The organism is Rhizobium sp. P1_C7 (genome assembly GCF_056406295.1).
The window spans coordinates 402737-416616 of sequence record NZ_JBFUAL010000002.1; the positions used below are offsets into that span (position 1 = coordinate 402737).

Annotated in this window: 11 protein-coding genes; 6 read left to right on the forward strand and 5 right to left on the reverse strand. The window is 61.4% G+C overall.

Annotated features, from left to right (window positions below; translation table 11 throughout):
• Positions 1-85: 85 nt before the first annotated feature.
• From AC1D2R_RS05055 to AC1D2R_RS05065, 3 genes are read left to right on the forward strand one after another with little or no spacing between them, the layout of a single operon-like run.
• Complete coding sequence (locus AC1D2R_RS05055) at positions 86-370, forward strand: hypothetical protein (RefSeq protein WP_477965357.1); 285 nt, start codon at positions 86-88, stop codon at positions 368-370.
• The gene (locus AC1D2R_RS05060) at positions 367-519 is read left to right on the forward strand and encodes a hypothetical protein (protein ID WP_477965359.1); all 153 of its coding nucleotides are present in this window, start codon (positions 367-369) and stop codon (positions 517-519) included. The genes AC1D2R_RS05055 and AC1D2R_RS05060 overlap by 4 nt, the downstream gene beginning before the upstream one ends.
• Entirely contained in the window at positions 516-869 is a 354-nt protein-coding gene (locus AC1D2R_RS05065) for a hypothetical protein (protein WP_477965361.1), read from the forward strand. The genes AC1D2R_RS05060 and AC1D2R_RS05065 overlap by 4 nt, the downstream gene beginning before the upstream one ends.
• A gap of 103 nt (positions 870-972) precedes the next feature.
• Here the strand turns inward: AC1D2R_RS05065 and AC1D2R_RS05070 are convergent, their stop codons facing one another.
• From AC1D2R_RS05070 to gltS, 3 genes are all read right to left on the reverse strand, one after another.
• A complete protein-coding gene (locus tag AC1D2R_RS05070; RefSeq protein WP_477965363.1) occupies positions 973-1515 on the reverse strand; it encodes a ribonuclease H family protein in 543 nt (180 codons plus the stop codon).
• A gap of 113 nt (positions 1516-1628) precedes the next feature.
• Positions 1629-2030, reverse strand: a complete 402-nt coding sequence (locus AC1D2R_RS05075; protein WP_477965365.1) for a hypothetical protein — start codon at positions 2028-2030, stop codon at positions 1629-1631.
• An 863-nt stretch (positions 2031-2893) separates the two neighbouring features.
• Positions 2894-4099, reverse strand: coding sequence for a sodium/glutamate symporter (gene gltS / locus AC1D2R_RS05080; RefSeq protein ID WP_477965367.1), 1206 nt, complete (start codon positions 4097-4099; stop codon positions 2894-2896).
• A gap of 209 nt (positions 4100-4308) precedes the next feature.
• Here gltS and uvrB point away from each other — a divergent pair, with 209 nt between their 5' ends.
• The 3 genes from uvrB to AC1D2R_RS05095 all read left to right on the forward strand — a co-directional run bounded on the left by uvrB (position 4309) and on the right by AC1D2R_RS05095 (position 8445).
• The gene (gene uvrB, locus AC1D2R_RS05085) at positions 4309-7383 is read left to right on the forward strand and encodes an excinuclease ABC subunit UvrB (protein WP_477965369.1); all 3075 of its coding nucleotides are present in this window, start codon (positions 4309-4311) and stop codon (positions 7381-7383) included.
• A gap of 215 nt (positions 7384-7598) precedes the next feature.
• The gene (locus tag AC1D2R_RS05090) at positions 7599-7802 is read left to right on the forward strand and encodes a hypothetical protein (RefSeq protein ID WP_477965371.1); all 204 of its coding nucleotides are present in this window, start codon (positions 7599-7601) and stop codon (positions 7800-7802) included.
• 430 nt (positions 7803-8232) lie between these two features.
• A complete protein-coding gene (locus tag AC1D2R_RS05095; RefSeq protein WP_018900054.1) occupies positions 8233-8445 on the forward strand; it encodes a cold-shock protein in 213 nt (70 codons plus the stop codon).
• 241 nt (positions 8446-8686) lie between these two features.
• On the opposite strand, the gene dusA is transcribed toward AC1D2R_RS05095, so the two are convergent.
• Positions 8687-9727: a tRNA dihydrouridine(20/20a) synthase DusA gene (gene dusA / locus AC1D2R_RS05100; protein ID WP_477965373.1), complete on the reverse strand. Its 1041-nt coding sequence runs from the start codon at positions 9725-9727 to the stop codon at positions 8687-8689.
• Between the two features lie 675 nt (positions 9728-10402).
• On the reverse strand, positions 10403-13753 hold the full coding sequence (gene traA / locus AC1D2R_RS05105; protein ID WP_477965375.1) for a Ti-type conjugative transfer relaxase TraA: 3351 nt from the start codon (positions 13751-13753) through the stop codon (positions 10403-10405).
• Positions 13754-13880 lie beyond the last annotated feature (127 nt).

The following is a 13880-nucleotide window of genomic DNA, read 5'->3' on the forward strand; positions in this document are numbered from 1 at the left end:
AGTCCTCAAAGCCCCGCCGGCAGATGCCGAACTACAATCGAGCAACACGCTGCCGCGCGTCGGCATCCGAGGGTGGCGCATTGCCATGGAAACTTTCGGAGGAATGCCCGAGGCCGGACTGGCGGATGCGGTCGCCGATCTCGTCAAGGCACGGATGAACGTCCTGTCGCTGTCGAAAGTCGACGGAGCGTATACGGTGGTCTATAGCGCAGCCGCCAACCCATCGACCGCAGAGAGGCTTGACCACGCCCTGCCGAGCGTCCCGCCTGTCGCCAAATGGACGAGCCGAGCCCGCCCCTCGGCACGCAGCGTCTCGATCTCTGCCAGTTCCAGCGCTATCCCTGTGGGGCGCGTTCGGGTTGGGCGATGAGCGCGCAGGACCCTGGCCTGCATGGTGTCGTCAAGCGCTACTTCTCGAAAATCGATGCCATAGAGGCGGCAATAGGTTGGACAGAAGCTGTAGCTAATGTTAGGGAAGACCAGCGGCGCACCGTGTTTCAAGTAGGCCTGAACGTGTGAGCCAGAACTTCGTCGGAACCGTTGCCAACGAAGAAATTGCTGGCTTCCAGATCATGGCTTTCAGCGATCGTTTCTCTCAACATGGGCAGTTGGATCGGGATAAAGTTGCAACGCGTTTGTGGCCCCGGCCACAATTGCCGCTAAGGCGCGAGGAGACGGCCAGTATGGGTTCTCTCTTCGATATTCAATTTGACCAAATCCTGCGCGGTCGGTTGCTCTCCCGCGACATACGGGACAAGCGTGTTTACGAACGGACTCCGAAAACGGCTCATCGCGATTTAAAATACTTCAACGGTCGCAAATTTCTTGATGAAACCGGACTGATCCCAGCGTCGTCGCAAAATATCTAATCTCGAGAACGCTGCAACGGCCGCAAACGGCGCGTTTGAGATTTCGGGCGGGCCGCCTAGTGGTGCAAACTGCCGCTCGCTTGCCGGAGTTACACCTATCCCGTCACACGCTTTCGCGACACTGCAAAGACAGGCGTCCGTTGTCGGCGAGTTCATCCGCGCGTTCGTTGCCGTCTATACCGGAATGGCCTTTACACCAAGCGATCGTCACCAGATGGTTTTGGGACAATTGAAGATCGATGGCTTTCCAAAGTTCAGAATTTGCGATCGTTCGGCTTCGGAGATTCGCATTGGGACCTCTTTTCCTCCAGCCATTGTTCTTCCAAATATGTCGCCAGCTATTGCAGCCTTTAACGGCGTAGATGGAATCGGACCAGATGGCCACAGGTTCACCTATGGCGTTGCAGTTGATCCATATTAGGGCCTTGAGCAGAGCCATCAATTCCATCGAGTTGTTGGCGGAGTTTGGGACGCCCCCGCAGTCGGACGCGATTTCCGCGACATTCAGGTAGGCAACGAATGCCCACCCCCCCTGTCCGGAGATGGGTTCGTAGCAACCGTCCGCAAAGATTTGAAGGCCGTGCCGGGCTTCGGTTATCCCCGTTATATTCGCTGGGGAGCAAAGTTCGGTAGGAATGTCGGTCATTTCGCCATGTGGGCCGTATTCCGCCCCCCACCCGCTAGTCGCGGCCCTGAGATATCATCTCGTTCGCCCCAAGCGACTGTAGAAAGGATCGTGAAGGATTGGGCCGTCAGCACCTATTCGGCCGCTGCCAGAAACAATTTGCTTTGCGAGGAAACGGCGAGAGCTTGAACCTTGGCTTTCGCTTTGGCGATCAGCTGATAGAATTCGTCTTGCGCTTCGACATCCAGCTGAATGACCGCGTTCACATCGTCCGCGGTATCGCAAACGCAGGCAACCGCCGATATAGGACAGATGCCGCCAGGATAGCGCTTGCCAGTACCGGTATAGGCACGGCGGCCCCAACGTTCCGAGTAGACCGTCTCCTCTCGGTCGATTTGCAAGATCGATCCCTTGCATGCCGTCACGATGCCGGCTTTGCCGTAGGCAAACCAGTGATAGTTCAGCTTCCGTAGAATATACTTGCCAGTGATGTCCTCGCCGGCCAGCTCAGCAGGGTCTTCAATCATTCTGATCATGACGACTTCCTCAACGTCAGAGTAACATCCGTCATGTCGCTTTGCGCCGCAAGTCAAAAAGCGTAGCTTTTGGAACCACTTAGTCACAAAGTGTTTCCGTTTCTTACACTATTGCCGCACACCCCACGATGTCGACATGCGCGACCGGCGGATCACGGAGCGCTACCGCAAAGGCCGTTTCAGACTGCTGACTTCGCCTCCTTCGTCGTTCTAGCGAATGTCACCATTCACCTCTCGGGCTACGTTTATCATGGAGGAAAGCCCCCTGGGGTCAGCTATGTGGCCGAACCCGGCCGGGGAAAGCCGCCTTTTCAGACGGCACACGAACGGCAACTGACGGCCTCCCAGAAGGTCGCAGTGATGAATTTTCCTGATCCCGCTTCGTGCTCGAGGAGTAATGAACGGATGAGCCGTCACCTGGTCGTCTCAAGGAGGTGGATAGGGATCGGATAGGCAACTCAGCCGAAAGAGAGGTGTGTACCTTCAGGCTGCTGGGTTCCTATAACAATCTGTCCAATGCAACCGAGTGGTTTGAAGCGCAGGGCTTCAAAATCCCGGCCAACCTCAGTGGCGCTCACCCTTACGTTGAGCGAGCGGTACGCAGCGCGTTTCCGCCTCCTACTCGATCAGCAAGAATGGGCCGAAATTTCCAACAAGGGGAATCGTTCGGCGCGCGCTTGCATCGATTCCATATTGCATGTTCGTGGACACCACATGGTCGCAGGACGGTCGGCTGCTTCTCGCAGTAGTAACTTAACTTCAGCATCCTGTAGTCATGCCAAAACGCGATGCCGTGCACGAATGCCTCGAATTCGGCCACCGCGCACGGCCCGGCGCGACGCCCCGCCGGACCACGCCCGATGTCACCGGACAAGGAAGCCAAGTGCAGCGGCGTTGGCGAGATCGATGAAAAACGCAGACACAAGTGGCAGGATGATGAACGCGACGGTGGCCGCGCCGTGTATCTTTGTTACCGCCGTCATGTTGGCAATAGCCGTTGGAGTTGCCCCCAGCGCGACACCGCAGAAACCGGCCGAAATTACCGCGGCGTCATAGTTGCGCCCCATCGCCGGGAACACCACGACCAGGATGTAGACGATGGCGAAGATGGTCTGCACTCCCAGTACGGTGACGCGAGCTAAGCCCAGTCCACTGAGCGCCCACAACTGCATGCTCATCAATGACATTGCGAGGAATATGTTCAACGACAGATCGGATATCAGCGACAGGGCGCGGCTGCGCGCCGGCCAAAGAAATCTGGGCGCCAGGAAGGGAACGGTATTCGTCAAAACAATAGCGACCAGCAGGCACACGACGAAAAGCGGAAGATTGACGCCGGTCTCCAGAACGATCTCGTGCAGGGCATATCCGGCGAGAATGGCAAAATTCGTCGCGAGCAGCGTTCGCAACAGGCTGACGTAGCTGACGTCGTCATGATGGCTGCTGACGGCAGCCCGCGACACGCCGATCGTCAGCTCTTCGTCGGCGGGACCGGACAGGCGGTGGCGGCCGATCAGGTACTGCGCGATCGGGCCACCGAGGAGACTAGCGATGACCAGGCCGAGCGTCGCGCTGGCAATGCCGATCTCCAGAGCGTTGCTCAGACCGAAGCGGCTGGCGACGATGGGAGCCCAAGCGATGGTCGTGCCGTGGCCGCCAATCAGGGACGTCGAGCCGAGCAGGATGGCCACCCCGTCGGGAAGGCCGAGCATCGAGCTCGTGCCGAACGCGACGAGGTTTTGGATGACCAGGAAGACCAGCGTCAGCGCCAGCAGGATTAAAAATGGCTTGCCCCCTGCGATCAGGTCGGAGAGCCTCGCGTTGAGGCCGACGCCGGTAAAAAAGTACAGAAGCAGCATGTCGCGTGCCTCGAGCGAAAAACTGATCTGGACGTCGAAGAACTCATAGGCGATCAGCGTCGCCAGAGCGGCCAGAAGCCCGCCCGTCACCGCCTCCGGAATGCTCCAGCGGGTCAGGATCGGGATGAAGCGATTGAGATTTGCACCAGCGAAGAACACGAGAATTGCGATGGTGAAAGACAACAAGCCTGGAACCTGTATAGCCGACATGCTCCCCCCTCTCGAAAGCCGCAGGATATTCTGTCTCTATGGTTGCGGGCCTTCAATCTGGCACGCGGCGGGCGATCGGACCAGCAGAAAACAGGTTCGTCTGCTCCACACCCGTCCGCATCTCGAGAGCGACGACACCCAGAAAATCCGTTTCCCTTTTGTACTCTTTGCCTCTTCCATTTCGGCGGGACTCTCTCCATATTCCGGCGATGGCCAAATTTCCGGAAAAGTCCCCCGCCCCCGATGGCTTCGAGGAAGTCCCGCAGTCGTCCTTTGAAGGCGCGGAGCTCGGCGGCTCCGTCGCCGACTGGGTTAAGCAGCTGGAGGCCGATGCGGAGGCCTCGGGCGTCGAGACGCAGCGCCAGATCGCCTCGAAGGCCGGCAAGCACCGCAAGAAGGTGGAGATCGCCGCGTCGAAATCGGCCGAAGGCCGCAAGCAGGAAGGGGAGTCCGAGCGGTTGCGGGGCCCTCGCGGAGCCAAGGCGCAGGGCTCCGGCAGTGTGAGCGCTTCAAAAAGCGCCAGAGGCACCTCCATGGGTGGATCGACCGACCCCAAGACGCGCGCCGCAGCCGGCCTCAACCCCGTGTCCGGCATGGACACGACCCTGGAGGAGGCCGCAGAGCTTAAGGCCGGCACCGCCGTCACCGCTACCGTCGAGGCCCTCTCGGCGCTGATCGAGAGCGGTAATCCGCTGTTCAAGGACGGCAAGATGTGGACGCCGCATCGCCCCGCCCGGCCGCCGAAATCCGAAGGCGGCATCGAGATCCGCATGGTCTCGGACTACGAGCCCGCCGGCGACCAGCCGACGGCCATCAAGGACCTCGTTGAAGGGCTCGACAATGGCGACCGCAGCCAGGTCCTGCTCGGCGTCACCGGCTCGGGCAAGACCTTCACCATGGCCAAGGTGATCGAGGCGACGCAACGCCCGGCCGTCATCCTGGCGCCGAACAAGACGCTCGCCGCCCAGCTTTATTCCGAATTCAAGAACTTCTTCCCCGACAACGCCGTCGAATACTTCGTCTCCTACTACGATTACTACCAGCCAGAAGCCTACGTGCCGCGCTCGGATACCTTCATCGAGAAGGAATCGTCGATCAACGAACAGATCGACCGCATGCGCCACTCGGCCACCCGCTCGCTGCTGGAACGCGACGACTGCATCATCGTCGCCTCGGTCTCCTGCATCTACGGTATCGGCTCGGTCGAGACCTATACCGCCATGACCTTCCAGATGACGGTCGGCGACCGGCTCGACCAGCGCCAACTCCTCGCCGACCTCGTCGCCCAGCAGTACAAGCGCCGCGACATGGATTTCACCCGCGGCTCCTTCCGCGTCCGCGGCGACACGATCGAACTCTTCCCCGCCCATTTGGAGGATGCAGCCTGGCGCATCTCCATGTTCGGCGACGAGATCGACTCGATCACCGAGTTCGACCCGCTGACAGGCCAGAAGACCGGCGACCTGAAATCGGTGAAGATCTACGCCAATTCGCACTATGTCACCCCTCGCCCGACGCTGAACGGCGCTATCAAGTCGATCAAGGAAGAGCTGCGCCTGCGCTTGGCCGAGCTCGAAAAGGCCGGCCGCCTGCTGGAATCCCAGCGTCTGGAGCAGCGCACCCGCTACGACATCGAAATGCTGGAGGCCACCGGCTCCTGCGCCGGCATCGAGAACTATTCGCGCTACCTCACCGGCCGCAGCCCCGGCGAGCCGCCGCCGACGCTGTTCGAATACATCCCCGACAACGCCCTGCTGTTCATCGATGAAAGCCACGTCACCGTGCCGCAGATTGGCGGCATGTACCGCGGAGACTTCAGGCGAAAGGCGACGCTGGCCGAATACGGCTTCCGCCTGCCGTCGTGCATGGACAACCGCCCACTGCGTTTCGAGGAGTGGGACGCGATGCGCCCGGATACCGTCGCCGTCTCCGCCACCCCCGGCGGCTGGGAGATGGAAGAATCCGGCGGCGTCTTCGCCGAACAGGTCATCCGTCCGACCGGCCTCATCGACCCGCCGGTGGAGGTCCGCTCCGCCCGCAGCCAAGTCGACGACGTGCTGGGCGAGATCCGCGAGACCGCGGCCAAGGGCTACCGCACGCTCTGCACCGTACTCACAAAGCGCATGGCCGAAGACCTCACCGAATACCTGCATGAGCAGGGCGTCCGCGTCCGCTACATGCACAGCGACATCGATACGCTGGAGCGCATCGAGATCATCCGAGATCTCCGCCTCGGCGCCTTCGACGTACTAGTGGGCATCAACCTCCTGCGCGAGGGTCTCGACATACCCGAATGCGGCTTCGTCGCCATTCTCGACGCCGACAAAGAAGGATTCCTGCGCTCTGAGACCTCGCTGGTCCAGACCATCGGCCGCGCCGCAAGAAACGTCGACGGCAAGGTAATCCTCTATGCCGACAACATCACCGGCTCGATGAAGCGGGCGATGGAGGAAACCACCCGCCGACGCGAAAAGCAAATGGCCTACAACGCCGAACACAGCATCACCCCGGAATCGGTGAAGGCGAAGATCTCCGACATACTCGACAGCGTCTACGAACGCGACCACGTCCGCGCCGACATCTCGGGCGCCTCCGGCAAGGGCTTTGCGGACGGCGGCAACCTCGTCGGCGGCAACTTGCAGACCCACCTCAACGCGCTGGAAAAGCAGATGCGCGACGCCGCCGCCGATCTCGACTTCGAAAAGGCGGCCCGCCTGCGCGACGAGATCAAACGCCTCAAGGCTGCCGAACTCGCCGTCATGGACGACCCGATGGCCAGGGAAGAGGCTCGGGATCAGGAACGGTCCGGCCGTTCGCAACCGTCAAGAGGCGGGAAAGCCGCGCGCCCAGCGATCTCCCCACCAGTGGAGGAGATGGGTGGCAGCCCAGAGGGAGGCAATCTTGCTCTAACCTCCCTCTTCGCCAAACCCACCCTCGACGACATAGGCCCCGGCACCGACACCAACCCCTCCCTCTTCCGCAAGCCCGATCTGGATGAGATGGGCCGCGACATCGCCGAGCCCGCGAAGAAGACCCTATTCCGCCGCAACGACCTCGACGAAATGACCGTCGGCCGCACCGAAAAACCGGTGACCGGCGCCCTGCCGGAAAAGCCGGAAACGGTCAAGAGCACGAAGCGCTTCTCGCCGCTGGAGGGCCAACCGGAACGCGACGATCCGCGCCCGCTGGTGCGCGGCAAGGCGGGCGTCGGCTCCTACGAGCATGCGGGTGACGTGAAGCGCAAGAGCCGGACGAAGGGCAAGACCGGACGGCCGGGGCGGTGAGGTTAGTCATTCCGTGGTCTATTGAATCAGGCCCCGGTGAGGTGTTTGGCCAGCGGGACAATAGCCGGCGTTACACCAGGCGACCGCACCGTCAAGGCGCCTCGCACTGCGCCGCGGCCGCGCTCCAACCGGCCGCCGACCCGCTGACCGCACCGTTAAACTTGCATCAATCCATGCATGGCATATCTGCCCCAGCAGCACGGAAGGAGACATGCATGGCACTTATAGGCTTCAGGAACACCCACAATCACATGATTTATGTCAATCCGGCGCAGGTTCCTTACGTCTCGACGTTTGAAGAAGACGTGACCATCATCGCCTACGCCGTTGCTGACGCCGGCGGCAAACCCGTAGTCTCTCATGTCCGCGGCAGCGCGGAACTGGTGCAGCACAGACTGGGCGGGGCCACTGCTCGCTAGGCCGCCGCCCTCAAGGATGGAAACACGGGCAGCAGGACCATGAAACAGTGCCGTTCCGGCACGGTTTCCCAAAAGGAAACAGCAGCCGCTGTGAATGCTTACTGTTCGTCAAGTCTTTGAATCTTTGGCTATTCCCGGGTTGTCCCGTCAGGTGCCAGAATATTCTCGCTTGCATTTTGCTTCGAATACTGGCACCAATCGAAGTACTCGGGCATTTGCATGCCGGTGACTGGACTGATGTGGTAAAGCCTTCCGGCAGGGGGGTGGCGTGGGGGACCTCACGTGCGTAGACGTTCTTTCCCCGTTCGTGAACTACTCGACTGACCCTTCGCGCGCTGAATTATGATGAGGGGGCGCGAAAGTGAAAGCCGTCCATTTCCTTTCGGGGGGGTGGATACCAGACAGACTACAGGGAAAAGGACCTATCCCAATGGCCACCAAAGGCGTCGTAAAATTCTTCAACCAGGACAAGGGTTTTGGTTTCATCACTCCAGATGGCGGTGCGAAGGACGTGTTCGTTCACATCTCCGCTCTTCAGGCTTCGGGCATCCAGTCGCTCCGCGAAGGCCAGCAGGTTACCTTCGACACCGAGCCGGATCGCATGGGCAAGGGCCCGAAGGCCGTAAACATCTCGGCTAACTAATTCTATTTCTGCTTCCGCAGGAATGACAACGGCGTTCCGCAAGGGGCGCCGTTTTCGTTTGCGTGGCCCGATACACCTCCATGATCGCCCGCTGTCGTGATCGTCCGCATATTCGAGCTCCCCGAGTTTCTCCGCCGCTTCCAATGGTGCGAGGAGTCCAAACACTCCCCATTGCTGTGCTCATCACAGGAAACCAACGCGCCCAAGTCCTGGAACGCGGAAGGTGAGAGATGGCCCGTGCCTACGCGCTCACAGCTTGCCGCGCACCGTCGAAATCAACCGCTGCAAAGGCAGCCGCGATCACCTCGGACCCCGCCCCTGATTTGACCGCATCGGTCGACAAGATCTGCCGGTAGCGCCGAGCACCCGGCAGGCCAGTAAACAGCCCAACCATGTGCCGCGCCACCTGCTGCAAGCGCCCGCCGCTGGCGATATGCCGCTCAGCATAGACCATCATCCGGTCGCGCAGACCCTCCCAGTCGGTTTCGCCGGCAGGCGCGCCGAAGAAACGCCGGTCGATATCGGCAAGCAACGCAGCATTCTGGTAGGCAGCCCGCCCGAGCATGACGCCGTCGACATGCCGCAGATGCTCGGCCGCGGCATCCAGCGTCTGGATGCCGCCGTTGATGCCGACAAAGACGTCGGGCCGCGCCTGTTTCATGCGGTAGACGATCTCGTAGTCGAGCGGCGGGATTTCGCGGTTCTCCTTGGGCGAAAGGCCCTTCAACCATGCCTTGCGAGCGTGGATCCAAACCGCATCGGCCCCGGCATCGAGCACCAGGTCGAGCAGGTCGGGCAAGGCAACCTCCGGATCCTGCTCGTCGACGCCGATCCGGCACTTCACCGTGACAGGCACATCGGAGATCGACTTCATCGCCGCAATACAAGCCGCCACCGTCTCCGGCGTCAGCATCAGGCAGGCGCCAAAGGTTCCGGACTGCACCCGGTCCGAGGGACAGCCGACATTGAGGTTGATCTCGTCGTAGCCATAAGGAGCCGCGATCTCCACCGCCTTCACGAGCTTTTCCGGATCAGACCCGCCAAGCTGCAGCGCCACCGGATGCTCGGCGGCGTCGAATGACAGCAACCGCTCGCGCGGCCCATGAATGATCGCATCCGCCACCACCATCTCGGTGTAGAGCAGCGCATCGCGGCTCATCTGCCGGTGGAAATAGCGGCAATGGCGATCGGTCCAGTCGATCATCGGAGCCACCGCAATCACTGGACCCTTTGAATAATGGGACTTATCTTGTAACACAGGCGCTTCGCTCGTTTCAGTCATGTCTCGTTGTATTTCGTTTCGGCCTTTTACGCCCATTCCTAAGATGCTTGCTACTGCGTAGCACTGGCGAGAGGCTCTGTAACACTGCATGGGCACGATATCAGAGCGAAAGCGTAAGGACGGGACGAAGGCTTATACAGCACAGATCCGAATTAGGCGAGCGGGCGTCCTTGTTCACAGCCAGGCGCAAACATTCAACCGACGACCCGCTGCCAATGCGTGGCTGAAGACGCCTGCCGCAGACGGTCGGCAACTATATGTCTCATCTCTGCGCTGTCTTTGCCATCGCCCGACCGATGCGGGGATACAGCCTCGGCCAACTCGCCTTCGACGACACCATCACCGTAACCATGCGCCTCGGCATAGTGAGCCGAAGCAAAGAACGCGACTGGCGCCCTTCCCTGAATGAGCCTGACCGACGCTAGACTTCTTTAAAGAGCGAAGCGCGCGCGGCCCGCCGAGCAATTTCGCCGGGCGTGGCCTTGCGCTGGCAGAGAGCTTCTTGAAAACCTCCGATTGCCACCGAAAGGCCGATCTCGTTGCGATAGCGGAGGCAGTCCGCGGTGGTTTTGACGACCCAAAGACCTCTATTGGCAAGGCGCCGTCACTAGCCGCGGGCAATTTGGCGGTGATGCGCAAGGCTTTGGCGCGCGAGTGGCAGCGAGCAAACTTCACCTATCGCTGCAGACCCAGGCTGCGCCTGAGTGATCGTTTTGGCTCCAGCTGCTGGCTCAGTTCGGCGCGGTGCGCGCGATCGACGAGGCGGGCGACACTCTTGATACGGTCAAGCTTACCGGCAAGCTCCGGTCCCAGTCGCTCGAACTCATGGCGCAGGTGGTGGTCCCGAGGATCGGATCGACCGAACCGTCTCTCGAAGGCGCTTGCGATCTGCCGAGCCTCGTCGAGCGCCTGTCGCCCGCCCGCCGTGCCGGCGAACTGTTCGATATACCTGCCCCGTTCGACGAGCGTAACCTGGTCTAGCTGGTGCAACAGGGCGGCACTTCGCGGCGTGAGATCCGGAACCTCGACCACGTCACGCTTGTCACGTCGCCACTGTTCGGCGCCGCGTTCTTCGGAGAGGCACCGTTGCCAGGTCGCACCCGCTGACGCGACATGAGAGGCGACGGCCCGAGCGAGGCGCCGCGCCTCCTTCCGCTCACGGTTGTCTCCGAACATTCCGGTCCTGCCGCGTAGACTACCAAAGTGCTCCGGCCGTTCGGCAAGTGCCTTCGCCAGCCGCTCGGCGTCAGCGCTCTGTTCGATGATGGCCAGGCGCAGGCTGGCCACGATGGCAATCGGATTGTTGAACGCCATCCGGGCAACCATTTCCACGTCCTGCCACTGCCGATCAAATGTCGGCATCGCCTTGTCGCGGGCGACGTCTTCGATGCTACGATCATATCGCTGGACGGCCGGCAGCAGCGGCGGAGGTTTCTCCACACTGTGCTCATTGCCTTCAGGACCGGCCCGCTTGCGGCGCTCCGCGTCTGCGGAACGCACTGCTGGCGGGTCCTGATGCACCCGCACGATATGAGGCTCGTCCCGGGCCGTGCGCCTCTGGCCGGGCTTTGGGCCAGGTTCAAGGTCGATCTCGCTGTCGATGCCGAAGCCTWCCGCCATYCCCCGCCGCTCGGTGAAGGAGCCGAGATAGTCGAGCGTCGTTTCCTTTGCGCCCGAGCGACCGAGCGTCGCTGCAAGATCCCTGTTGTCCCTGAACGCATCACGGCCGGCATAGAGCTGCACCCGATCGCGATGGCGGGTCATGCTGACATAGGTGAGGTGGCGATCCATGGTTTGCGATGCCAGCACGAAGGCCCGATCAACTGTCGCCCCTTGGGTCTTGTGGATCGTCGTCGCGTAGCCGTGGTCGAAGGCCTGATAGCCTCTGGGCATCACGGTGACCAGCCGAGGCGGTTGCATGCCCTTGGCCTTGTCGTCGAGCTGAACCTGGATGGTATCAGGCGCAACGGACAGCACACGGCCGAGCATGCCGTTCCTGACGCCAAGCTCGCGGTCGTTCTCCAGGAAGACAAACCGATCGCCAGGGGCAAAGGCGCGCTTGCCGTTGATCGTTTCAAACGTCAGCTCCTGACCGAGCCGACCCTGCTGCATGGCGCCCTCCGCCAGCTCGCCGCGCTGCTGCAACGCGGCCCTTATGTCTGCATTGATGGCGCGCACGTCCTTGCGCCGATGGGCCATGGCAATGCGCGTTCCGTCGGGCCGGCTATCGCGGTCTGCAAGGTAGTCCGCAACAATGCCGGCGCGCGCCTCATCACTGGTATCGCTGAAACCGACGTCTCCGTGCCTGTCATAGGCGGCGAGCCCCTCACCCGTTCGGTGCGTCGCAAAGGCAATCGATGCCTGTCGCTGCCAGTCGACATGCTGGCGGCGGACATCGGAAAGTGCGGCAAAGCCGATCTGCTCGACAATCGCCCGGAACGGCGCACCGGCGCCGATTGCCTGCAGCTGCTCGTGATCGCCGACGAGAACCAGTTTTGCTCCTGCTTGCTCGACCTCACTGACGAAGTGCGCCAGCTGCCGGCTTCCGACCATTCCGGCTTCATCGATGACAAAGACGTCTTTGCGTGCGAGCCGACTGCGGCCGGCCCGCCAGCTGTACGCCCAGGAGGCCAGCGTGCGGCTGGCAATACCGGAGGATTCCTCCAGTCCCTCGGCCGCCTTGCCCGAGAGTGCCGCACCATGCACGCGGTAGCCCTCTGCCTCCCAGGCCTGGCGCGCTGCCGCCAGCATCGTCGATTTGCCGGCACCGGCAAAGCCGACGACTGCTGCGATCTGCTGGGATCCGGTGACGTGCTCGATCGCTAGCTGCTGTTCAGCCGAGAGGCCTGCGCGACTGACCCTCCGGTGGCGATCAGAAACGCTGATCTCACCCCGCAAAAACTGGTCTGACAAACCAGCGGCGACACTTGCCTTGATGGCATCGTCCTGTCGCCTGATCGCCATATCGACATGATGTCGATTAGCGCCATGGCCGGATGCCCTCCCCATCCGGTTCGCACTCYTGGCCATGGCGTGCTCGATCTGCACCATCTCCCGAGTCGAATAGCGTGCAAGCACGCTACCGCCGGCAGCATCTGGTTTTTCCGGCTGCAGCTCGACCAGAGCCGGTGACGCCATGACGGACGCAAAGGCGTTCTGGAAGGTCTGCGGGTCATCGTTGATGTAGCGATGCAGCGTACGAGCGATATCATATCGGTCAAAGACGCTCTTCTCATTGACGATCAGCGTCAGCACCTGATCAGGCTTCTCCCGGATCAGGTCGCCATTGCGCCGGGCGGCTGCCTCGTCGATCCGTGTCCGCGACACCTGCCTTCCCTGCCGGTCGAGCTGGGTCGCATGCACACCCATATGTTCGGTCGGCTCGATCTCCAGACCGCGCTCCTGATAGGAGCGATGGTCGATACGGATATCGAGACCGGCCATCGCCAGATGCCGGTTGGTGATCTGCTCGAAGGATTGCCTGATATCACGAAGCTGCATCTGGGAAGTCGCCATGCTATTGGCGAGCAACCACCTGTTCTCCCGTTCGATGTAGGTCTTGTCGCCGAGCCCCTCGGCTGTCACCTGCCTTGTGGTCATCATCAGATGCGCGTGCGTGTTGCGGACATCGCTTTCGGCATGCGGCTTGTGGATGGCAAAGTCGACCGCCGCGCCATAGCGATCGGCGAGATCCTGGGCGAAGGCCCGTGTCAGCGCCAGACGCTGTTCGGCCGTCAGCTCATGCGGCAGGGCAACCTCGAATTCGCGGGCAACGCGGGCGTCCCTGCGCTTCTCCGATCGCTCGGCGGCATTCCAGAGAGCTGAACGATCCCGTGCCCAGTCGGCCTTGACACCTTGCGGCAGAATGATCTGCACATGCTCCACGCCGCGCTTGTTGGTAAAATCATGCGTCAGGTCATCCCGCTCGTTGGTCAGCTTCTCGGCGGCACGATAGGCCGCAGACGCAACCGCACTGCGGCCGCCACTGCGGGCGATCAGCTTGGTGCTGAGATGATAAATTGCCAACGCGCCATGTCCTTTTGCAGATCCGCCCACCTGGGCACCGAGTTGCGCAGCAACTCGTAAGTGCGCCCTTGTGCCTCCATCGCGTCGCTCTTCCGGTCACGGTGTGAGCAAGCGGCGATGTCGGTGA